Below are 22,139 nucleotides of genomic sequence, written 5' to 3'. Positions count from 1 at the left end.
AGGAGGAAAAAAATGCTCACACTTGCGGAGCTAAATGCACAAAGCGAAAAGGAATTCACGAAGTTCCTTGGTGATACTTTCGAACATTCGCCATGGATTGCCCAGAAAGCGGCAGCAAGCAGGCCCTTTCATTCCATCATGAACCTTCATCAATGCCTCGAGGCTATAGTAAGGAATTCATCAAAGGAGGAAAAGCTGGCATTAATCAGGAAGCACCCGAACCTTGGGGACAAAGTAAAAATGAGCAATGAATCGCTTTTGGAACAGCATGGTGCCGGTTTAGGCGACCTTACTGCCGCTGAATATGAAAATTTCATAGCATTGAACAGGCAATATATGCAGAAGTTTGGCTTTCCATTTATCCTGGCTGTACGAGGCAAAGATAAAAATGACATCTATCAATCCATGCTAACAAGGATGAACCATACAACGACGGCTGAGTTCGATAAGGCTTTGGCTGAGATTTACCGGATAGCCCTATTTCGTTTGCAGGATAAACTTAAAATTGAAGGGAAGAATTTCATGAAAAATAAATCTGCTGCCCAATCACTTAGTTACGGAAAGGGCAATGTTTTCGCTTATCGGACCTATTCCATTCCTTTGACCGGAATTAAACAAATTCCAGAATCAACTTTTTCGGGCAGGGATCATATCATTTTTGGCACCAATGTTAAAGTATCCGTAGGCGGCTCGGCATTTCTTCCTTCCTTCACGGAAGGAGACAATTCCATGGTCATTGCGACCGATTCAATGAAGAACTTCATCCAAAGGCATTTAGCGACATTCACGGGGACTACATTGGAAGGATTCGCTTCATACGTGTCAGAGGCCTTCCTGAATAAATATCCGCAAATCGATACTGTCAAATTGATGGCCGAAGACATTCCTTTTGAAGCAGTCACTGAAGCGACAGGCACTCCCTTGAAACCGAGTGACCTCGTATTCAAAAAATCCCGCAATGAACGGGCACAATCCTCCCTTGAAATCATCCGTGGCGAAAATGGAAACGAAATCACTCAGCAGTGCAGTTCCATCCTCGATCTCCAATTAATCAAGGTAAGCGGAAATTCTTTTGTCGGTTTTGTCCGCGATGAGTATACGACGCTTCCTGAAGACGGGAACCGGCCGCTTTTCATTTACCTGAATCTCCATTGGATTTATGAGGATCAAAAAGATGCATTTGGTACGGACCCTTCAAAATACGTAGCTGCCGAGCAGGTAACCGATATCGCTACATCCGTTTTTCATGAATTGGAAACACCATCCATCCAAAATCTGATTTTTGAAATCGGCTGCAGGATTTTAACTAGATTTCCACAGCTTCTTGAGGTTACATTCGAATCCCAAAATCACACATGGGAAACCGTCGTTCCCATCATCTCGGACTCTATGGGAAAAGTATATACCGAGCCTCGTCCACCATTCGGCTTTCAGGTCTTCACCGTTAAAAGGGAACATCTCGAAAACGACAATATTTTGGCTGCTGCAAAAGCAGCGGGCAAGGAGTGGATATGACCGGGATAACTACGCATGTTTTGGATGTAATGCAGGGCCAGCCTGCGGCGAATGTAACGATCGAATTATACTATTGTGAATCACCCTCGGCTAGCTGGCAGCTGCTCCAGACAAGCGTCACTAATCCCGATGGAAGGCTCGCTGCCCCGCTGCTGAAAGCAGAAGATACGAAAATGGGAAACTACGAAATCGTCTTTCATATCGGAGATTACTTCCGGAGAAAAAACCTCGGACTTCCCGAGCCACCCTTTTTGGACCTGGTTCCCGTCCGTTTTGGCCTATCTTCGCCATCCTCTCACTATCATGTGCCGCTCATCATTTCCCCATGGGCCTATCAGGTTTATCGGGGAAGCTAAAAAAACTGCCGGACTTCTTCTCCGGCAGTTTCTTTGTTGATTATATCGTATTGTTAGACCGAACTTCGGCCATGTTTTAAATCATCGGGTAAATTTGATATAATTTCTCAGAAGATAAGGAATGAGAATGTGAGAGCTAATATTGTAAAGGAGCTTGAGCCATGACAGAATTCTGGGAGTCCAGCTTTATAGAAAATCAAGAGATGTGGGGATATGAACCTTCAGACTCGGCAATCTTCACAAAGGACTTTTTCCTTGAAAAAAAAGTGAAGGATATTTTGATTCCTGGTATTGGATATGGCAGGAATGCAAAGGTGTTCATTGATAATGGAATAGATGTAACAGGTATTGAGATTTCAAAAACAGCGATTGAATTGGCAAAGCAAAGCGGGCTTACTATTCGTTATATACATGGTTCAGTCACTGATATGCCTTTTGATAACAAACTTTATGATGGTATATTCTGTTATGCCCTTATTCACTTATTGAATGAGCGTGAGAGAGAGAAGTTTATTAAAGATTGCTACAATCAATTAAAACCTAATGGATACATGATTTTCATCACTATTTCAAAAGAAGCCCCCATGTTTGGAAAGGGTAAGCAAATAGGGAAAGACTATTTCGGGATTTTCGATGAGCTAAAAATGTTTTTTTATGATTCCGATTCGATAAAACAAGAATTTGGCACATATGGCCTGATGGAAATTTCGGAAATTGTTGAGCCCCATAAAAATATGGAAAATAAGCTTCCATTTCCATTTATAATGGTGAAATGTCAAAAAGAACGTACATAATAAAACCCCACCTGTTCCCAATCGGCAACTGGTGGGGTTTCTAACTTGCTTCTACATCTACATCAACCGGGAGATCCATCTCGTGCAAACACGCCCTTTCACTTATACGGCTAACTTACTGTACTCATCCAACTGGTCTTTGGTTAAATTTTTAATGAAATGGTCGAAGTTTATCGACTCGATTTCATACCTTTTACAAATCTTCAAATAACTTTCATAGGCTTTATCATGAATGTTCATGAGCTTGACTCTCCTCTCTGTTATATAACAACATTTTTATCTTGTTAATAATATATAACAAAAGTTTTTCTCCGTCCATACATTTTTTTGAAAATCACGGACTATTTTCTTCTTTTATTATCTCCCAAATCGGTCTTTGCTAACCCTCTTCCATCACAATAAACAGAACAACAAATGTTTAATTCCCCTCAAGGCAAAATTAAAAGGATTACGTCCGGGTGGTACCGAACGTAATCCTTGAAAGCAGCGTACCTATTATTTTTTTGCACTTGGACTATCTAAACAGCACTTTGGTTGTTACCAGTTTGGATGGGGATGGGGTTGGAAGCAATTCTTTTTGTAAGATAGGGGCATATGTATCGACACGACGGTCTCTAAAGAATTGCAGCATATTTCTCGTTCTTTCTATTTCTTTCAAATCTATTTCTTGTACAATGATTCCTTCCTCTTCATCCAGAGAAGCCAGGATATTCCCTAGTGGATCGCTTATGAATGACCCACCGTAAAAATTCATGTCCTTTTCCTGCCCGACTCGATTTGTCGCTGCGACAAATACACCGTTAGAAATGCCGTGAGCGGAAATCGCTTTTTCCCACGATGATCTTGTTGATATCCCGGGGTGATCGGGCTCCGAACCAATAGCAGAAGGATAGAATAAGATTTCTGCACCTTGTAAGCTCATGATTCGGGCAACTTCCGGAAACCATTCATCCCAGCAAATACCAACTCCGATTTTCCCATAAGCTGTTTCATAGACAGGATACCCAGTATTACCTGGAACGAAATAATATTTTTCATGATACTGGGGACCATCCGGAATATGATTTTTTCTTGTAATCCCTAAACATTCGCCGTCAGCATCAAATACGGCTGCACTATTGAAATAGACTCCAGAACCAGCCCTTTCGTAAAATGGCACAATCAAGACGACTGCCAGTTCCTTTGCTAATTCACCCATTTCCACCAAATTACCGCTATTTGTCTCTTCCGCTAAATCATAATTTTTCACATTAACCGTTTGCGGAAAATATTCCGAAGAAAATAATTCCTGTAAGCAAACGATTTGTGCCCCTTTATTTGCCGTTTCTTTTATTTTCCCCATCGTTTTTTGAATATTTTGTTCGATATTTTCTCCACAATGGATTTGAATAAGACCGACTTTTACTTTTGACATTTTCTCACTACCTGACTTTATTTATTTTTTCGACTTATACCCTTTGGACCGCCTGGCTTTCATGCACGATCTTTCCGTCCATCACCGTCATTTTCACTTTTGTTTCCAGGATTTCCTCTGTCGATATGCTAAATAAATTTTTATCCAGTACTGCGATATCCGCTATCTTCCCTGCTTCCAATGTCCCTAGTTCTTTTTCCCTGAAAGACCCGAATGCCGGAATGTTCGTGTAGGATTTTAACGCTTGTGCCACTGTTATGCCTTCCGATTCCTGCCATGCCTTCCCTGCCAAATCTTTTCTGGTGATCGCCTGATAAATGCCCATCATAGGATTTAGGGGCACGACAGGAAAATCCGTACCAAAGGCAATTTTTGCACCTGTATCGACTATTGTTTTGACAGGATAATAAAGGGGTTGCTGCTTCTCACTAATCCTGGCGGTATATGCCTCACTTTCCATCAATTCGATATGTTTGGGCTGAAAGGAAGCGATGACATTCAATTCCTTAAAGCGATGGACGTCGTCAGGATGCAATACCTCCACATGTTCAATGACATGTCTGGCGTCTCTTTCTCCATTTGCATTTCTTGCGTCTTCAAACGCATCCAACGCCAAGCGGACAGCCCCATTCCCGATGGCATGGAAGCGAATTTGGAAGCTTTCCTTATCTGCCCTTAGCACCAATTGTTTAATGGTTTCAGCTGGATAGGTGGTTCCCCCTTTCGTATCGGGACGATCTTTGTAATGATCCAATAAAAAAGCGGTATGACTTGTCACCACACCATCTATAAATTGCTTTAATCCCGAAAAGGTAAGCTTATCGGACTGATAATTTGTTTGTAACTCCATTGCGTCAGCTAAATCCATTTTTAACTCCGGCGAAAAGTGGATTCTAGTTGTAAGTAACCCTTTTTGATCGAATTCCTTGAAAATCTCCAGATCATCTAATGGATTTGGCGCAATTTTAGCTCCGTATAAATCATTAACGGATGTGATTCCCAACCTTTTGGTTTCATTGAGGAAGACTTGAAATAGTTTTTCCCGTTTTTCTTTCGGTAACTTGTATGCATGTTCTGATGCAAAACCAATTGCCTGCTCAAACAGAAGGCCAGTCAGCTCCCCATTTTCATCTTTTCCGATTTCTCCATATTCGGGATTGGGGGTATTCCTCGTCAATTGAATCTTTTCGATTGCTTTACTATTGATCCAGGCATAATGCACTTCTGCATTGAATAATAAAACAGGACGATCACAAATATATTGATCTAATGTTGATCTATGTGGGAGCACTTTGTTTTTCCAATTGGTATGATCCCAGCCAATACCAAATATCCATTCATCATTTGGTCTCGTTTCTGCAAATTCACCTACCATTTTTGCTGCCTCTTCCTCTGAAGCTGCAGTAAATAATTTGGCGCTATCCTCCTGTAAAATGCTTCCCATCATGATGTGCATATGAAAATCATGAAATCCCGGAATGATCAATCCATCTTCCATGTCATAGACTTTTGTTTGATCGCCAATCAATGACGTGATTTCTTCTATCGAACCGATTTCCATAATTTTATTCTCTTTAATGGCGATAGCCGCTTGAATTGGCTCATCTTGTAATCCAGTAAAAACATGTTGACCAGAAAGTACGATGTCTGCTTTTCCCATTTTTATCCTCCTCGATGAATATTGCTTTATGCCTGAATTTCAGTTTCCGCCACACTATCAATAGAAAGCTCTGGTGGCCGCTTACTAAACATTTTCGTATTGGAAAGGAGCAGGATGAAACCTATTCCAAACCATCCCAGTCCGAGGAAAAGTGCCTTTAAATCAAGACTAGTCCATAACCAAATGGTGAAACTTGCCCCCATCAGCGGCAATATAAGATATTTTAGTGTGTTGATCCCGTCCCTTTGCTTCTCCCTCATAAAATAATGAGAAATAACCGAAAGATTCACGAATGTGAATGCCACGAGCGCGCCAAAGTTAATAAAGGAGGATGCTGTCACTAAATCGACGAATAAAGCAGATAAAGCAAAAATTCCCACTAAGATGATGTTGTGTGTTGGCGTCCGGAATTTGGGATGGATATGACCAAATATTTTTTTAGGAAGAACGCCATCTCTCCCCATCGCATACAAAAGCCGTGAAACACTCGCATGGGCTGATAGACCGGATGCCAGCCCCCCCGTGATATAGCCTGCTAGAAAAATGGATTGAAATAAATTCCCTCCGATATACATGGCAATCTCCAAAGCAGCGGAATCCGGATCATTAAAAGCTTGGAAATTTGGATAAACGAGGTGACAGATGTATGAGATGGCGATAAACAGACCTCCGCCTATTAATGCTACCAGGAAAATGGCTCTTGGTATGGTTTTTTTCGGATTAATCGTTTCCTCAGAAAATGTGGTGACCGCATCAAATCCTAAAAAAGATAAACATAGAATAGAAGATCCTGCCAATACCAAGGATAGCGGTATATCTCCATTCACAAATGGCGAATGCATGAATAATGTCCCTGAACCCATTCCGGTAAGTAATCCTTTAATGGATAGGAATGTGAATATCGCTATGATGGAGAATTGACAGCCAACCAATAAAATATTTATCTTGGTTGCAATCTTCACACCAATGATATTGACGAAGGTGATTAAAAGGACAAAGCCAATTAACCAGGCAGAGAAAGGAATGGATGGAAAATATGCGTTTAAGTAAATGGCAATCAATAATCCGTTAATCATCGGCAAAAATAAATAGTCCAATAGGATGACCCAACCTACCAAGAAACCAAGATGAGGATTAAAGGCCTTTTGAGTGAATGTATACGCAGAACCAGAAACCGGGTAGGCCTTAACCATCTGGCCATAGCTATAAGCTGTAAACAACATGCCCACCAAAGCTATGATGTAAGCAGCAGGTACCATCCCTTTCGTTATTTCGGCTACTACCCCATATGTGGAAAAGACGGTGGTCGGTGCCATATAAGCCAACCCAAATATCACTAAAGGAAATACGGTTAACGAACGTCTTAATTTTGCATTCTCCATGTATCACTCCACCCATAATCAGACTTAACCAACTAATATGCAAATATCATACCAAGCCGAGTAAAGGTTTCTTGACGATTGGGATGCTATATTTTCTCAATAATTACAATAAACAGATTATTTATTAGGTGTTTAGCTTTATGCACCCCTACATCAATTATGCAACATTGCATACTAAGTCGTGGGCGAAAAAGCTGTTTCACGACTATTGGTTGATCCCGAATGATGCTCCCAACACCGCTCATGATAAAAACAACCGTTTGATTTCATTTATCATGTAAAACGTGTGCGCAAAAGACACACACCCCATAATTATCCTTCCGTTACTTGGTTCAACGTAGCATAAGAATATCAGAGATAAAAGGCTTCTCGTTGTGTAAATCACGAGAAGCCTCAGTTTGTAGACAAAAGGGGTTCGGAATTAAAAAATTCCGAACCCCTTTTGAAATTCCTTTGAAATTTTAACCAAAGGTTACGAGATTTGGGCTCTTCGAGCCGCTATGTTAAGCCGTTTTAGGACCTTGCCATGTCCAAGTGGCCATCTTCTTTACATTCATGGCAGCGAAAGTAAGCATCGCCTGCATCGACAATTTTTTAAGTCCCCTTAAAGTAGTCCAACGCATACCATGCTTTTCTTTTGCATCTGCGAATACACGCTCAATCGTTTCTTTGCGTTTCGCATATATAGGTTTTACCTCTTGATGATGACGCAGATGATCTGCTTCTTCCACATATGCTTGCCAGATATGCCGTGTCACTACTTTTTGATGGTCTTTGCTTTCCGTACACCGTGATAAAAATGAGCATGTTGCACAAATTTGTTTTGGCGATTTGTATGCGCGATAGCCCTCTTTATTTGTTGTTGAGTACTTTAAAGTTTCTCCCGAAGGGCAAAGGTAACAATCAAAGTGTTCATCGTAAACATAGTCATGTTTGCGAAAGAATCCTTCTTTTGTACGAGGACGTGTATAGGGTAAAGCAGGTGTGATTTCTTTGTTAAATAGGTAGCTTGTAATCGCTGGTGTTTTATAAGCTGCATCTGCGGCAGCATGGAATGAATAGGCAAACTGTTTTGTTCATTCATCTTTCACATAGTAGCCACTCTCAGGATCCGTAGTACTTTCTTTAATTGCTTTGGTTTCTTCCTTATCAAATTTATCTGGTGGAAAAGGCTTCTTTCCGTGGTTTTCACGATCTTGATTGATTTCTTCTTGAAGACGTCCTTGATACGCTCGTGTTTCTTTACGAACGATTTTCTTTTCAAATTTCCGTTTATTCGCACTGGCTTTCACATGTGTGGAATCCACGAAAACGTGTTCTACACTTATTAACTTTTTATTAGCAGCTGTCATTAAAATGCGACAGAAAATCTGTTCAAACAGGTCTGTATCTTTAAAGCGTCGCTCATAATTTTTTCCGAACGTAGAGAAATGAGGCACTTTATCATGGAAACCATAGCCTAAGAACCAACGATAAGCCATATTGGTTTCAACTTCTTCAATCGTTTTACGCATGGAACGAATACCGAAGGTATATTGAATGAAAGTCAGTTTAACTAAAATAACTGGATCAATACTTGGGCGTCCTACCTCTGAGTACATATCTTTCACCAAGTCATAAATGAAAGTGAAGTCAATGGCAGCCTCCATTTTACGAACCAAATGGTTCGGTGGCACCAGTTGATCTAAAGTAATCATTTCAAGTTGATCTCGCTGAATAGAATCATGTTTAGAAAGCATCCTCATCACCTCAAGTTTTAATCCTTCAATTTTAAAACAAAAATGACTCCAGTCAAAAGTGTTCTATCTAAAAGGTAAGACAAAGTTGATTGGAGCGGGTGTTCGAGACTCCTGCGGGAAAAGCGCGTCTAGGGGAGACCCCGCAGGCAAAGCCGAGGAGGCTCCCCGACCGCCCGCGGAAAGCGAGTGCCTGGAGTGGAAATCAACGTCTAAATTGTACAGGCCATAAAAATAGACTAACTCGATTTTCATCGAGTTTGTCTACAGTCTGAGGCTTCTCGTTGTGTAAATCACGAGAAGCCTTTTTTAATGATGGATGATGTTACACCTATAGTATTTCAGGTCCTTTTTATTGTTCTTTGAAGCAGAAACGGACCTCTCATTCCAAGACTCGGTGCTTCAAATTAGGAAACACATCCCGAATTTCAGCAATCTGAGATGGATCAATCTCCGTTTTAATAATGGCTTCTTCATCTCCTCCTGCAGCCACAACAATCCCCCATGGGTCAACCACTTGACTATGGCCAGCTAACAGAACGTCATTAGTATTGCCAACACAATTGCTTGAAATTAAGAAGCACTGGTTTTCCAATGCCCGAACTGAATTGAATAATTTCCAATGCTCCAATCTTCTATGCGGCCAAGCAGATGTAACCAGAAGCATTTCTGCTCCAAGATCCACTTCTGCGCGGTACAATTCAGGAAATCGCAAATCATAACAAGTTGATAAGCCGACTTTCCCGAATTCCGTATCCACTACAGTCGTTTCATTTCCCCTCGTCAATATTTGCCCCTCTTTTGAACCGTATTGAAACAAATGCATTTTTCGGTAGGTACCTATAAGTGTCCCGTCCGGAGAAAACAGGACGCTCGTGTTGTAATATTTCCCATTGTTTTTTTCTATAAAACTGCCTGCAAATATATATGAATTGACCTCTTTTGCCTTTGAGGAGAATCGCCGTACAAAATCCCCATTCAGCTCTTCCGATTCATCAATATAACGATCAAAAGAAAAGTACCCCGTTGCCCACGTTTCTGGCAGAACAATTAAATCCTGTCCTTTTAATCCGTCAATCATTGACTCGACGCGATCTATGCGATCATTTTTTGATTCAATATCTTTAATCTCCAATTGTATTGATGCAATTTTCATTTCTGCAACATCCTTTTTATTTAGATTTTTTATATTCGTTCTCTCACTCTCACCTGAGGTAGGATGGTAAAAATTCATCCACCATTTGGACCCGCTCATACTATCAGATAAAGCAATCTTTACTACCGTTAAATCCTTTTATGGCATGCAAACGAGCAATCCTTCCTTCAGTAACTCTTGAATGGCTTTCGCTAGAGACGTTCTTGAAATATTTAACCATTCAGCTAATTGAATTTCAGTAAATAATCCATCACTGGTACTGCCACCTTTTTTAACCTGTTTATACACTTTATCTTGCGTTGGACTTTCCTTCCCGATTGGCTATAATTGTATTTTTGCCATATGAACAATCGAATCTACTATTTTGTCAAATCCTTGCATGTGTCATGTATACATATTACTAACATGCCAGACACAAGCCAATGATATATTCTCATTTTTCAAAATTTTTTTCTCGGACCCCCAATGTTTGAAATGGACAATGTAACCTAGATTACAAGCTAACAAAAAATTCTTCACGCTCACCGCTACTTGAATTAGTGTTATCTCATTATTGCATTTTTGCATTTTTGGCAACATTAGGTCTTTCTTGATTATGGTTCTTGCAGCCCCTTTGATCCAAATTTCATACATGAAGACCAAAAGAAGTTCCTTTTGTTTTTCCGATCCCATTAAAAAGCTTTCATACACTGATTACACAACGATTATCATCATTTCATGTACTATGCGAAAGGGATTTTTGTTATCATTAGTTCATATTCTTGGGAATGAATGCTAAGTTTTTTAAGGAGGAACCGTTTTGAAAAATCCATATTCGGAATTAACGATCGGGATGCTGAGGACGGGCATTTTAGGTTTTGGCGGCGGACCATCTGTCATCCCGCTCATCCGTCATGAAGCCGTTTCCCGATATCATTGGCTCGATGATGATGAATTCGGTGACACGCTGGCGATCGCCAATACGCTTCCAGGGCCGATTGCCACCAAGATGGCGGCATACCTTGGTTATCAATTGAAGGGCTGGCCGGGAGCACTTTTGAGTGTGGCTGCACACGTATTGCCTTCATGTCTTGCTATGGTTTTCCTGATTGGATTCATTAATGTGCTAAGCAATTCAGCAATGGTCGGCACAATGATCGCTGCTGTCATGCCAGTTGTTGCCGTCATGCTTGGTCAAATGGCTTATGAGTTTGGCGAAAAGGCGATAAAAGGGTTAGGGATGGTGCTTGGCATCACCTTTTTTGCGATTTCTTTTATCCTGCTCCAGACGGTCTCCCTTCACCCAGGTATCGTCATCATGATTTTCCTTTTGTATGGAGCGTTCCACTTTAAATTAAAAGAAAAATTGAAAAGTAAAAAGATGGATCGGAAGGAGGGATCTTCCTAATGGGCTTTATCATCCCGATCGGGGTCGCTGTTTTTCTTGCGTTCTTCATTGCCAACCTTCTAGGATATGGCGGAGGTCCAGCTTCCATCCCGCTTATGTATGATCAAATCGTAACCCGTTACGGCTGGCTCGATAATACCCAATTCTCACAAATGCTCGCGCTGGGAAATTCCCTTCCAGGTCCGATTGCCACCAAGATTGCCGCATATGTCGGATATGATGTGTATGGCTGGCCAGGTTTCTTAGCTGCATTGGCCGGCACCATCATCCCTTCCGCCGTGGCATTGATCTATTTATTGAAAATCCTGCGTAAATACAAGCAATCATCTGTCGTAAAAGGGATGTCATTACTGGTACAGCCCGTAATCACGATCATGATGTTATTGCTTACCTGGAGCATGGCCGCAGATGCCGTCGGTTCCATTGGTTACATCCATTCGATCATCATCGCCGGATTGGCCTTCTTGGCTTTAGGTAAATTCAAGATCCATCCAGCATTCGTAATCGTCCTTGCCTTTGCTTACGGAGGCTTTGTCATTCCGCTCACTTAAATCCCGCCAAATTTAAAGTTTAAAAATTGATTGCATAGTGGACTCATTGAACACATTTCTTACCTATAGGCGAAAATTCAAAAGGGGTTCGGATTTTTAAAAATTCCGAACCCCTTTTGTCTGCAAACTGTCCCGCCGATATCTCGGCCTTATCTTTAATGAATGATCCGGAGCCAAAAGTAAAGCCCGATCAATGTAATCAATAAGGTGGGGACGGTTAGGATGAACCCGACCTTGAAATAATACCCCCAAGTGATCTTGACACCTTTTCCCTTTAAAACATGCAGCCACAGCAACGTGGCCAAAGATCCTATCGGGGTGATTTTCGGTCCTAAATCAGAACCGATCACGTTTGCATAGATCAGCGCTTCTTTAATTGGCGCTGTTGTTTGTACCTCGGCGATGGCCAATGCATCAATCATCACTGTTGGCAGATTGTTCATGAAGGAAGAAAGAACCGCTGCGATGAACCCCATGATGATCGCAGCCGAAAATAATCCTTGATTCGCCGTCGCCTGAATGACATCAGCTAACAAGCTGGTCAATCCAACATTCTTCAAGCCGTACACGACTACATACATCCCGATCGAAAAGAAAACGATATTCCACGGTGCCCCTTTCATTACACCTTTTACGTCCACTGCAGGACTTCTCCTTGCCAGCAATAAGAGGAAAAGCGCAATCGCAGCTGCAATGAAAGATACAGGAATGCCGATGAATTCGCTAACGAAGTATCCAACAAGCAAAATCGCAAGGATCAGCCAGGAAATCTTGAACATGTTTGCATCCCTGACCGCTTCTGCCGGTATCTTTAAATGCTTTGCTGCATATGTAACGGGTATCTGTTGCTTAAAGAATAAGTACAGGACCAAAATGCTTGCGCCTAGACTGATTAAGGTAGGAACGATCATCCTGCTGGCATACTCGCCAAAACCGATCCCAAAAAAATCTGCGGAAACAATATTCACTAGATTGCTGATGACAAAGGGCAAGGACGTCGTATCTGCGATAAATCCACTTGCCATGATGAATGGCAGCACCATTTTATCTTCAAAATTCAGTGCCCGTACCATTGCAAGAACGATTGGAGTCAAAATCAAGGCTGCTCCGTCATTGGCAAAAAACGCAGCGGTTATGGCTCCCAAAATCAATACCAATACAAATAAACGGACACCGCGGCCGTCAGCAACACGAGCCATATGGAGCGCTGCCCACTCAAAGAAACCCACTTCATCCAATATTAACGAAATGATGATTAACGCGACAAACGTCAATGTCGCATTCCAGACGATTTGCGTTACATCACTTACATCCTGAAAAGAAACGACATCGAACATCAACGCAATGATTGCCCCGCCGCACGCACTCCAGCCTATCCCTAGACCCTTGGGCTGCCAAATAACCAAAACCAACGTGACAACAAAAATAATTATCGCCAATATTATCGAACTCATGTTATCTGCACCACTCGCAACTCCTTCTACGAAACTATCTCTTAACTATATAAGAATAATAGTTAAGACACAATCCGGACGCTTCAACAAGTCCTGACAATTCAATACTCCCCTTCCAGCTCATTCTCATGCACCTGGACAAGGAATGGGACGTCGACGAAATCATTTCCTGTCGAATAGCCATTCCCGGTAAAGGAGGTGTGAGGAGATGTCTCCTTTCCTTTGGCATCATAAAAACTAGTGAACACTTGCAATCCGTCCCCCAGCGCCAGAAATTCATTCTGTCCATCTTCGGCCTGTATTTTCGCATACTGTGTCATAAGCTCCTGCCAATGATCAGGATACTCCTCGACTCCGTACATTTTTTCTTGAAGCGTAATCCGGTGCATCATTTCCATTCCTGGTTGATAGGTATCCACTCCATCTGCCACCATGAATTCCCTTTCTTTCTTTAGAAAAAACCTGATTTCGCCAACGTCATCTTTAGGATTGATATTCCAGATGATTTTTGATTTCTTTTCTCCATTCCAAACCTGAGGCTGACCTCCTTCATTCACGGAAGCTGCTCTCCATTTATTATTCTTCCAGATCCAAAAGCTCATCCCATACCCATCATCTTCGCTAATAAAAGGAACAAATACATGTGTATCATCCAAAAAGATACGGTCTTGAATGATCTTTGGCTGGGCTTCAGAAAAAAATGAGTTGATGCGTTTGATGACTTGCTTATCCGATAGGAAAGGGGCAGGGTCTTTAGGTAATTGAGTAAATGAAAGAACACCGATTATCAATAATATCGCAGCTAGTAAAATAATCTTTTTTGTTTTTTTAGCCATTCTCCCCATCACCTCCTTTCAAAATCGATTCCTTGAGCCTGAAGTAGACTTGACGTCCTTTATTAGGTGTAATCAGGATTCCCCTGCCATCTTCTTCAATGAAAATGATTGCTTTAAGTCCGCTCCCCTTTGCAGCGGTTGTCCCATTCAGGATATAAGGGAATTTCTCTTTGTAATCGCCATCTTTACGGATTCGATTATACCAAGATTCACTCTCGATCTTTTTTTGTTTCATCTTTCCCATCAATTTTTCCAGCTTTGCTTTATTTAATGTTCCTTCTTTCGAGTGGGGGTGGCTCGCTATCAATGAAGCCTTTTTAACATCCATCATATATGTCGACGGTACATTCTTCGGATACATCATTCCATCAAGCGGTATGGCTAAAAGGGCAAAAGCGAAAACGATGAAATTCGATAAAAATCCGAGCCAGGCAAAACGGCGATATCGCTGCCATCTCGCCGCATTCCCTTGCCTTCCCAAGAGCCAAGAGAGGAGAGCCACACCGATTGGGAGAATGGGTATGCTTATGACCTCTTCTGCTAGATTAAAAGTGAAATGAAAAGCGAACATTCCTAGCACTAATACGAGAATAGCCTTCCAGAGCTTAGGAGATGCTGGTTTTTTTCTATAAATGATGGCAAATAAGGTTCCGATCAGTATGTAACTGGACGCTGTAGCAATTAAAGAGGGTGCATGCATATATTTTTCGAAATCGAACATATCTTCTGAAATTCTCCTTTTTTAGACATTTCACTCCACATTTGATCCTGAGTACCTATACAATACCATATATATCCTAAGTTGTAAGTGAATGCAGGCTGTCACCCCCTCATTGAGAAATCGAAGGCGGAGGTTTTACAGCCTGCTTAAGGTGGGACAAACGTTTATGATCATTCAAGGTTCCCTTCTTCAATCCTTCGCTTGAAAGGTCTTAGCAATCGTTTTGTATTCTTCTTCATTGATGATGCCGATTTTTTTGAATAAAGCCGAATACGCAAGTATTTTTTTTTGGGTACGGTTTGTACAATTCATAACGATCAGCTCCTTTTTTACATTATATTCACCTGATGACAAAATGTTTCCTTTACTCAACAAAATTCATTTCGGTAAACCAAGGAAAACTCTCATTCTTTCATTCTGCTGGAATCGGGAAAGCACCAGATGGAGTTGATTTAAAATGATCGCAGTTCTCCTTGTAAACTGCCTTCATTCGGATTATGTTTAGTATGGGAAGCAATGTGGTCGCTCTGCATAATTCCTTCATATTTATCCTCTATAATGACTTTAACAAGAAGGTGAACATCTTGAAAATCTCCTTGAAGCTAGGACTCTATATATTTAGTAGCATTTTCCTATTGGAAACAGTTTCGATGCTTTACTTACACAATCACGTCATCCAATCGCGGATCAATCAAGAATTGGAATCATTGAAATCCCGGGGCAACAGCCATCGAGATGTGTTAGAACTCTCGTATTCCGAGGGGACCCTTAAGCATATCGGCCTGATGGAATCCCATACAGATACAGATGTCGTGATAACGCATTCAACAGGCGATATTCTGCAATCTTCGGAAAATATAAATGCAGAGATGAAAACAATCTTACGGAAGACTCTTCCCCAAGTTCCCCGAAAGGGCTTGATCATCCAATCAAGTTGGAAGGATCAACCGTATATTGCCACCGTTACACCATATAACAGTGACAATGAATATGAAGGCTATGTCTATATGTTCAAAAATACAGGTGAAGTAGAAGAATTGATTGCCCAATTGAATAAGCACTTCCTTTTTGCAACGGTATTGCTTCTTTTCTTCATGCTCATCATCATCTATTTCTTATCAAAAGCCTTGACCAGACCACTTATCGGCATGAAGGAGGCGACAACGAAATTAAGCGAGGGGAATTTCTCCGTAACTGTACCCATTCGATCACATGATGAACTTGGTGAACTTGCTCAATCGATACAAAGCTTGGCTAATGAATTGAATTATTTAAAGAAGGAACGCAACGAATTCTTGGCTAGCATATCCCATGAACTGCGCACCCCTCTCACCTATATCAAGGGGTATGCTGATATTGCCCGAAGAAAAGACTTGGATGTATCCGAAAGGACGTCATATTTGGAAATCATCCATGATGAATCACAACGATTAAACAAATTGTTGGACGAACTATTCAATATGGCTAAAATGGATATGAATACCTTCACCATATCAAAAGAAACCGTCCGGCTTGCTTCATTCCTGGAAACGATTCATGAAAAGGTGCTCCCAGCCTTTCAGTATAAAAAAATGCAATTGCATCTCGAATGCAAGGAGGATTCATCGATTGATTTAGATCCTGCAAGGTTTGAGCAAATCATGCTTAACCTGCTGGATAATGCATTAAAATACTCGAACGAAAATACGGTTACCACCATCAAAGCAGAACGGTTACCTGGCAGTATCAATATTTCCATCATCGATCAAGGGGTGGGCATTCCCGATGAAGATGTCCCTCATATCTTTGACCGTTTATACCGTGTCGAGAAATCACGCGCTAGAAATACCGGCGGATTCGGTTTGGGGCTCTCCATCGTCAAACAGTTAGTCGAGATTCAAGGAGGAACCATTTCAGTTAGAAGCAAACTGAACCAAGGGACGTGCTTCACGATCATATTCAAAGGAGACCATTAAATGAAAACAGCAGTTCTGGTAGATGATGAACAAAGAATGATGGATCTGATCGAGTTGTATCTTGCTCCTCAGGGATATACGTGCATAAAGAAGGACTCGGCGCTTGAAGCGGTATTGTTCTTGAAGCATAATCATGCTGACATCGTCATTCTTGATGTGATGATGCCTGAGATAGATGGGTGGGAAGTCTGTAAAAGGATTCGGTCATTTTCTGCCATTCCCATCATCATGCTCACTGCCCGTGATGCAGCGGAAGATATGGTGAAAGGGCTGAACAATGGCGCCGATGATTATATAACGAAGCCTTTTAACGAAGATGTGTTACTGGCCAGGATCGAAGCTGTGACGCGACGGATATCGCATCACGAAGTCGACGGGGTGTCCTTTAAGGGGTTAAAATTAAATGAATCCGCTTATGAAGCGCATTATCAAGCCAAGTCCATTTCATTGACGCCGAAAGAATTTTCCTTGTTGTCCTTGTTTTTAAAATCACCTGATCAAGTATACTCCAGGGATCACCTGCTTACGACCATCTGGGGTTTCAGATCGAACACGGAAGATCGGACAATCGATTCCCATATTCGAAATATTAGGGAAAAACTGCGCCATGCCGGCTTTCCGGCAAATGAGCATTTGAAAACGGTATGGGGCGTCGGGTATAAATGGAAATCTTCTTGATTGATATGCATTTCTTTTCTGAGGCGTTAGCATCAAGCGGTCACTTGTCCATTCTTGTCAGTATCGTCTTTAACATTTTGATTAGCGTGCTCGGTGTTATTCCCAGCGCTTTCATCACTGCAGCAAATATCACCGTGTTTGGATTCCAGGAGGGATTGATCGTTTCTTACTTAGGGGAAATTATAGGAGCGGCAGTGAGCTTTTGGATATATCGGAAAGGCATCAATCACTTCAACCAAAATTCACGAGGAACCGTTGGATCATGCGACTGCAAAAGTCACAGGGATTTCCTGCATTTTGGATGATCCTCTTGCTTAGGCTCCTACCTTTCGTTCCTTCCGGCGTGATTAACCTCGCGGCAGCATTAAGTAAGACGAGCATCCTGATTTTCTTCGTCGCCACATCGATCGGGAAGATGCCCGCCCTCCTCATCGAGGCGTACTCCGTGAACCAAGTATTGAAGGCTTCAAACGAAGGGAAAATATTTTTGGTGTTGCTGCTTCTCATTATGGCATTCCTTTATTACGTTAAAAGAAATAAGAATACAGACCTATAATTCAATAGGCTTTTCTTTTTACTAATATTCGCTAGAATACACTTATTCGAAGAAACAGGATTTCCACTTTCTTCCTTTCGGCTATAAGGCTCCTCCCTTCCATTATTATTCAGCTGCGCAGGGGCCTCGCCGAGTTCCTTATGTAATGTCCTCCTTGCTGCGGATGGCTTCGTAGCCTTTTTCCTTTTATTCCCTTTCGACGAAACATTCAAAGAAAGACTCTACCATGTCTGGATCGAAATGCTTTCCTTTTTGTTCGTTCAAGAAGGATAATGCCCGTCCCACTGACCAAGAGTCTTTATACGCCCTTCTGCTTGTCAGGGCATCGAACACATCCACAATCGCAGTGATCCTTGCTTCCAATGGAATCTCCTCCCCTTTCAAATGATGGGGGTATCCCGTCCCATCCCATTTTTCATGATGATAGAGGATAATATTTTCCGCCACTTCGAGACTGCTGATGAACTCATTGTTTATTTCCCGAGAGATCTTATTCAAAATATCGGCTCCCATTAATGGATGCATCTCAATGATGGTTCGTTCATACGGAGACAATGGACCAGGTTTATATAGGATCCCTTCAGGAATCTCCGCCTTGCCGATATCATGCAGAATACTCGCATGAGCGATATGATGAATATCTCTTTCAGACATCCCCAGTTGCATTCGCCTATTATGTACGATTACAAGCTTTTCACTTAAAGTTTGCACTCTCGATAAATGCTCCTCTATGCTTGGATCGCGAATTTCGCATGAAATGGCGAGGATCTTCAATAATTCCCTTTGCGTCTCTGTCCTTTTCTTTTCCGAAAGATAAACTCCTTACTTCAATTGTTCCAATTCTCGAAAAACCCCGACGAAATAAGACTTGTTTTTCACTTGAACAGGTGTGATCGTTATCGAGGAATGCCATACGTCACCTGATTTCTTCCGATTGGTCAATACCCCTGACCAGGGATTCCCGTTCCTTAATTCGTTTTTCAAAGATGTGTAGGTAGTTGCTGGTGTTATACCTGACTTTAAAAAACCAGCTTTGAAACCGATTATGCTGTCCCTTGTATATCCCGTCGTCTGTTCATAATAACGATTAATATCAAGTATTCGATGATCTTGGTCCGTAATGATGACGGCATCCCCCAGCTTTAAATATCCCGCCAATTCAATTGGCAGTACAGATTTCCCTTTCAAATTCCATCCCCCCGCTAATTGATTCTTTCTCTGCTGCCCGTGTCTTCTAGGTTAAATGAACTATTTTCGAATAATAAGGTATATAATACCATAAAATAACTTGAACGGTGGTTACTTATGTCATGAATTTTTCAGGAACTTGACTGCATGCGAAATCATTCTTAGCTCCCTTTACCTTCGCAGGACAAAGGGTAAATCGATTCAGTTGCTGGAAAGGATCGCCGATATCTTCGGGAGATGACTCTACTATATTCCTGTTTTCTGGAAAAATAGAGTGATTTAATTGTGTTTTCAGGGGCAATTCCTATATAATGCGCATTAGATGATTTTTTTAGCACTGAATACGAAAGGAGACTGAACATGAAAAAACTATTGTACCCTATCGTTATCGGATTATTGGCTGTTGCCTTGACGGCTTGTGGATCGAACGATGAAGCGGATAAAAAGAATGACGAGAAAGAAACTAAAACAACCGAGGCACAGCAAAGCAAAGAAACGGCTAAAGCAACTGAGGAACAACAAAAAAAGATGGAAGAAATGCAGAAGAAACTAGACAAACAAAAAGTGGATGAAAAGAAAACGGTAGCCATCGTCAATGACGAAAATATTACCGGTGCGGAATACAATACCGTGTTATCGTCAACACAAATGCAAATGCAGCAATTTGGACAAGACCCAACTACCAAGGAAGGTGCCAAGCAAATTAAAGAGCAAACGATCAATTCGTTAGTGGGGCAAACATTACTGCTGCAAGCTGCTGACAAAAAAGGCTACACAGCCTCCAAGGCTGAAATCGAAAAGCAACTTGCGAAAATCAAAGAGCAATATAAAACCGAGGAAAAATTCAAGGAAGCGATGAAGCAAGCAGGCCTGAATTCAGAAACGTTAAACACGCAGATTGCCGAAAATATTCCCTATACAAAGTACGTAGAAAATGAGATTAAAGTAGAAGAGCCAACGGATGAAGAAATTCAGAAATATTATGATCAGATTGCCGAGCAATCCAAGGCAAGCGGGCAAAAGGTAAATAAACTGGAAGAAATGAAACCGCAAATCAAGGAACAACTCGAACAGCAAAAGAAACAAGAAAAGCTTGTGAAACATGTGGAAGAACTTAAGAAAGATGCTAAGGTCGAAGTTAAAATCTAACCAAGTACGTTCAGTTCATGGACCAAAAGGTTTCGGAGGGATTCCCTTCCGAAACCTTTTTTGATATTCATTGGATTGGAAGCAGGTATTATCGCATTCTTCTACACGGTGTGAGTGATCGCCTTACCTATCAATAGGCTGGACGCTTCGCCCAGACTATAAGGAGAGCGGGATGAGCGACCAAATACAGAGCCTTCAAGTCTGCGGGCAATCAGGATTCCAGCTTAATTTACATGCAAAAGGGCATGGAACGAAACGGACAAAGTGTAAAAACTAAAAAAAGGCAGACAGCCTCCATTATTATCGAGATTGTCTGCGATCGGAGAGCAGCTGATTTATAGCAGCTCCTTTTTCATGAACATTTTTCATGTCATTTTCGAAACGAGTACATCCTTATCTTTCCGACCGTGAAGAACATGATAAATCGGTATGCCCATTATAATTAGCCCCGCCAGCGATAAATACATACCTCTGTATCCGATTAAAGGGACCAGGCAGCCTAATATGAATGGACCAAAACCTATCCCCAATTCAAGAAAAACGAGATATGTCGATGTTGCCAATCCGATTCTTTCCCTAGGGGTCACCTTGATGGCAAGCGATTGTGTACAAGATTGGAAATTCCCATACCCTAATCCGACAAAGGCCGATGCCACTAAAAAGACGAAACTCGTTTGTGCCTGACTAATTAGAATCATACCAATTGCAAATAAAACCAAGCCAGGATAAGCCACGCTATTGCCGCCTTTCAAATCAACCAGTTTCCCTGTAAATGGCCGTGAAACCAGAATGGCCAGTGCATAGACAAGAAAGTAAAAACTGCCCGCCTCTACTAAATCGATTTCCGCCGTATACGCGGTGATAAATGACAGAATGCTTGAATACCCAAGTGCTATTACGAATATCGAGAGTGAAATGGGCAAGGCCTTCGGTTCAATGAAACTGGAAAACGTAAATCGTTTCCTGGCAGACGACATTATCTCCTTTGCTGGAGAATCGACAAGAACGGAAATGATCAAGCTTCCCAACCCGACCGCTAATGAAAATACAAAAATACTCGTGTAATTAATATATTCTATAAGCGCGACTCCAATCAAAGGGCCGATAGCTGCCGCCAACACTGCACTTAAACTGAAATAACCGATTCCTTCTCCATATTTATTAGGCGGGATGACCTTCCCTACAATGGTTCCAGTTGCTGTAGTCGCCATTCCCACTCCTATTCCCTGTAAAAAGCGAATAACCATGAGGGCAAAGATATTAGTAGGCATAAAATAAAAAAAGGTCATTATGATATAGATGGCAATCCCCATCATCAGCATTTTTTTATTGCCTACCATTTCTATTTGCCGACCAGCAAATAAGCGACTCATTAAAGCGCCAATTATAAAGATACTGGCAACCAATCCAGCAGTACTGACCGAAACACCATATTTTTCAATAGCATAGGGCGCCATCGTTACTAACAGTAAATACATCGATAACATCAATCCGAAGTTAACCACTGATATGGAAATGAAATCTTTTGTCCATAATCCTTCTTTTTTCATGATACACAACCTTTGTACGCTAGTATTTTGGGAATATTCTTAGAGACAGTCATCATTTTCCGATACGTTTGATCCTTCAAGCATTTTTTGGGCTTCCGCTC

Annotated in this window: 21 protein-coding genes and 1 pseudogene; 9 read left to right on the top strand and 13 right to left on the bottom strand. The window is 41.5% G+C overall.

Going from position 1 to position 22,139, the window contains the following annotated elements:
* Positions 1–12: 12 nt before the first annotated feature.
* From pucL to MHI53_RS05345, 3 genes are all read left to right on the top strand, one after another.
* A complete protein-coding gene (gene pucL / locus MHI53_RS05355; protein ID WP_340372944.1) occupies positions 13–1,515 on the top strand; it encodes a factor-independent urate hydroxylase in 1,503 nt (500 codons plus the stop codon).
* Positions 1,512–1,871, top strand: a complete 360-nt coding sequence (gene uraH / locus MHI53_RS05350) for a hydroxyisourate hydrolase (RefSeq protein WP_061143229.1) — start codon at positions 1,512–1,514, stop codon at positions 1,869–1,871. The genes pucL and uraH overlap by 4 nt, the downstream gene beginning before the upstream one ends.
* A 161-nt stretch (positions 1,872–2,032) precedes the next feature.
* Positions 2,033–2,665 (top strand): class I SAM-dependent methyltransferase, encoded by a 633-nt coding sequence (locus tag MHI53_RS05345; protein ID WP_061143230.1) that lies wholly within the window; start codon positions 2,033–2,035, stop codon positions 2,663–2,665.
* A 102-nt stretch (positions 2,666–2,767) separates the two neighbouring features.
* On the opposite strand, the gene MHI53_RS05340 is transcribed toward MHI53_RS05345, so the two are convergent.
* The 6 genes and pseudogenes from MHI53_RS05340 to MHI53_RS05315 all read right to left on the bottom strand — a co-directional run bounded on the left by MHI53_RS05340 (position 2,768) and on the right by MHI53_RS05315 (position 10,013).
* Positions 2,768–2,905, bottom strand: coding sequence for a hypothetical protein (locus tag MHI53_RS05340; RefSeq protein WP_185113114.1), 138 nt, complete (start codon positions 2,903–2,905; stop codon positions 2,768–2,770).
* A gap of 274 nt (positions 2,906–3,179) precedes the next feature.
* On the bottom strand, positions 3,180–4,079 hold the full coding sequence (locus MHI53_RS05335) for a carbon-nitrogen hydrolase (RefSeq protein ID WP_061143231.1): 900 nt from the start codon (positions 4,077–4,079) through the stop codon (positions 3,180–3,182).
* Between the two features lie 34 nt (positions 4,080–4,113).
* Positions 4,114–5,739: an amidohydrolase gene (locus tag MHI53_RS05330; RefSeq protein WP_340372943.1), complete on the bottom strand. Its 1,626-nt coding sequence runs from the start codon at positions 5,737–5,739 to the stop codon at positions 4,114–4,116.
* Positions 5,740–5,765: 26 nt separating this feature from the next.
* Complete coding sequence (locus tag MHI53_RS05325; RefSeq protein WP_340372942.1) at positions 5,766–7,121, bottom strand: APC family permease; 1,356 nt, start codon at positions 7,119–7,121, stop codon at positions 5,766–5,768.
* A 503-nt stretch (positions 7,122–7,624) separates the two neighbouring features.
* A pseudogene (locus MHI53_RS05320) lies at positions 7,625–8,860 on the bottom strand (IS1182 family transposase).
* A gap of 379 nt (positions 8,861–9,239) precedes the next feature.
* Positions 9,240–10,013 carry a carbon-nitrogen family hydrolase gene (locus tag MHI53_RS05315; protein ID WP_061143234.1) on the bottom strand — a complete coding sequence of 258 codons (774 nt, stop codon included), beginning with the start codon at positions 10,011–10,013 and terminating at the stop codon, positions 9,240–9,242.
* Positions 10,014–10,812: 799 nt separating this feature from the next.
* Between MHI53_RS05315 and MHI53_RS05310 the strand changes: the two genes are divergently transcribed.
* Both MHI53_RS05310 and MHI53_RS05305 read left to right on the top strand, forming a co-directional pair.
* The gene (locus tag MHI53_RS05310) at positions 10,813–11,400 is read left to right on the top strand and encodes a chromate transporter (RefSeq protein WP_340372941.1); all 588 of its coding nucleotides are present in this window, start codon (positions 10,813–10,815) and stop codon (positions 11,398–11,400) included.
* Complete coding sequence (locus tag MHI53_RS05305) at positions 11,400–11,951, top strand: chromate transporter (RefSeq protein ID WP_340372940.1); 552 nt, start codon at positions 11,400–11,402, stop codon at positions 11,949–11,951. Before MHI53_RS05310 ends, MHI53_RS05305 begins: the two co-directional genes overlap by 1 nt.
* A gap of 155 nt (positions 11,952–12,106) precedes the next feature.
* Here the strand turns inward: MHI53_RS05305 and MHI53_RS05300 are convergent, their stop codons facing one another.
* The 4 genes from MHI53_RS05300 to MHI53_RS05285 all read right to left on the bottom strand — a co-directional run bounded on the left by MHI53_RS05300 (position 12,107) and on the right by MHI53_RS05285 (position 15,274).
* The gene (locus MHI53_RS05300; protein ID WP_340372939.1) at positions 12,107–13,405 is read right to left on the bottom strand and encodes an arsenic transporter; all 1,299 of its coding nucleotides are present in this window, start codon (positions 13,403–13,405) and stop codon (positions 12,107–12,109) included.
* A gap of 101 nt (positions 13,406–13,506) precedes the next feature.
* Positions 13,507–14,241, bottom strand: coding sequence for a hypothetical protein (locus MHI53_RS05295; RefSeq protein WP_340372938.1), 735 nt, complete (start codon positions 14,239–14,241; stop codon positions 13,507–13,509).
* Positions 14,234–14,962 carry a hypothetical protein gene (locus MHI53_RS05290; RefSeq protein ID WP_340372937.1) on the bottom strand — a complete coding sequence of 243 codons (729 nt, stop codon included), beginning with the start codon at positions 14,960–14,962 and terminating at the stop codon, positions 14,234–14,236. The genes MHI53_RS05295 and MHI53_RS05290 overlap by 8 nt, the downstream gene beginning before the upstream one ends.
* Before the next feature lie 189 nt (positions 14,963–15,151).
* Positions 15,152–15,274, bottom strand: coding sequence for a hypothetical protein (locus MHI53_RS05285; protein ID WP_257390714.1), 123 nt, complete (start codon positions 15,272–15,274; stop codon positions 15,152–15,154).
* 263 nt (positions 15,275–15,537) lie between these two features.
* Between MHI53_RS05285 and MHI53_RS05280 the strand changes: the two genes are divergently transcribed.
* From MHI53_RS05280 to MHI53_RS05270, 3 genes are all read left to right on the top strand, one after another.
* Positions 15,538–16,917 carry a HAMP domain-containing sensor histidine kinase gene (locus MHI53_RS05280; RefSeq protein WP_340373647.1) on the top strand — a complete coding sequence of 460 codons (1,380 nt, stop codon included), beginning with the start codon at positions 15,538–15,540 and terminating at the stop codon, positions 16,915–16,917.
* Positions 16,918–17,595, top strand: a complete 678-nt coding sequence (locus tag MHI53_RS05275) for a response regulator transcription factor (protein ID WP_340372936.1) — start codon at positions 16,918–16,920, stop codon at positions 17,593–17,595.
* A 202-nt stretch (positions 17,596–17,797) separates the two neighbouring features.
* A complete protein-coding gene (locus MHI53_RS05270; RefSeq protein ID WP_340372935.1) occupies positions 17,798–18,151 on the top strand; it encodes a VTT domain-containing protein in 354 nt (117 codons plus the stop codon).
* Positions 18,152–18,337: 186 nt separating this feature from the next.
* Here the strand turns inward: MHI53_RS05270 and MHI53_RS05265 are convergent, their stop codons facing one another.
* Positions 18,338–18,925, bottom strand: coding sequence for an HD domain-containing phosphohydrolase (locus MHI53_RS05265; protein ID WP_340372934.1), 588 nt, complete (start codon positions 18,923–18,925; stop codon positions 18,338–18,340).
* 48 nt (positions 18,926–18,973) lie between these two features.
* The gene (locus MHI53_RS05260) at positions 18,974–19,339 is read right to left on the bottom strand and encodes a PAS domain S-box protein (protein ID WP_340372933.1); all 366 of its coding nucleotides are present in this window, start codon (positions 19,337–19,339) and stop codon (positions 18,974–18,976) included.
* Positions 19,340–19,699: 360 nt separating this feature from the next.
* On the opposite strand from MHI53_RS05260, the gene MHI53_RS05255 reads away from it, so the two are divergent.
* Positions 19,700–20,488 carry a SurA N-terminal domain-containing protein gene (locus MHI53_RS05255; RefSeq protein WP_340372932.1) on the top strand — a complete coding sequence of 263 codons (789 nt, stop codon included), beginning with the start codon at positions 19,700–19,702 and terminating at the stop codon, positions 20,486–20,488.
* A gap of 365 nt (positions 20,489–20,853) precedes the next feature.
* Here MHI53_RS05255 and MHI53_RS05250 read toward each other — a convergent pair whose 3' ends face one another.
* The gene (locus tag MHI53_RS05250) at positions 20,854–22,038 is read right to left on the bottom strand and encodes an MFS transporter (RefSeq protein WP_340372931.1); all 1,185 of its coding nucleotides are present in this window, start codon (positions 22,036–22,038) and stop codon (positions 20,854–20,856) included.
* Positions 22,039–22,139: the final 101 nt, after the last annotated feature.

The organism is Peribacillus sp. FSL E2-0218, from assembly GCF_037992945.1.
GTDB classification, from domain to species: Bacteria; Bacillota; Bacilli; order Bacillales; family DSM-1321; genus Peribacillus; species Peribacillus simplex_B.
This window is presented reverse-complemented; position numbering and strand designations above follow the sequence as displayed.